This is a genomic window from Bacillus cereus group sp. BfR-BA-01379 (assembly GCF_022663605.1).
Classification (GTDB): Bacteria; Bacillota; Bacilli; order Bacillales; family Bacillaceae_G; genus Bacillus_A; species Bacillus_A mobilis.
This window is the reverse complement of sequence record NZ_JAKUFT010000348.1, coordinates 1-211: the sequence shown is the minus strand read 5'-3', so window position 1 is coordinate 211 and position 211 is coordinate 1. Positions and strand designations below refer to the sequence as shown.

Genomic DNA, 211 nt, shown 5'->3' with positions numbered 1-211 from the left:
TTGGTATGGCATTTGATATGGCATCATATTCGGTGGTTGATTGTTATCCATTATCGGCATCATGTTTGGCATTTGATTGTTATCCATTATCGGCATCATATTTGGCATTTGGTTGTTATCCATTATCGGCATCATATTTGGCATTTGATTGTTATCCATTATCGGCATCATATTCGGCATTTGAGTGTTATCCATTATCGGCATCATATTT

1 pseudogene is annotated in these 211 nt (G+C 36.0%); it reads right to left on the bottom strand.

Annotated elements, in window-relative coordinates:
* Nucleotides 1–195 (bottom strand): annotated as a pseudogene (locus MR113_RS28190) (peptigoglycan-binding protein LysM); the annotation flags it as partial.
* Between the last annotated feature and the right edge of the window lie 16 nt (nucleotides 196–211).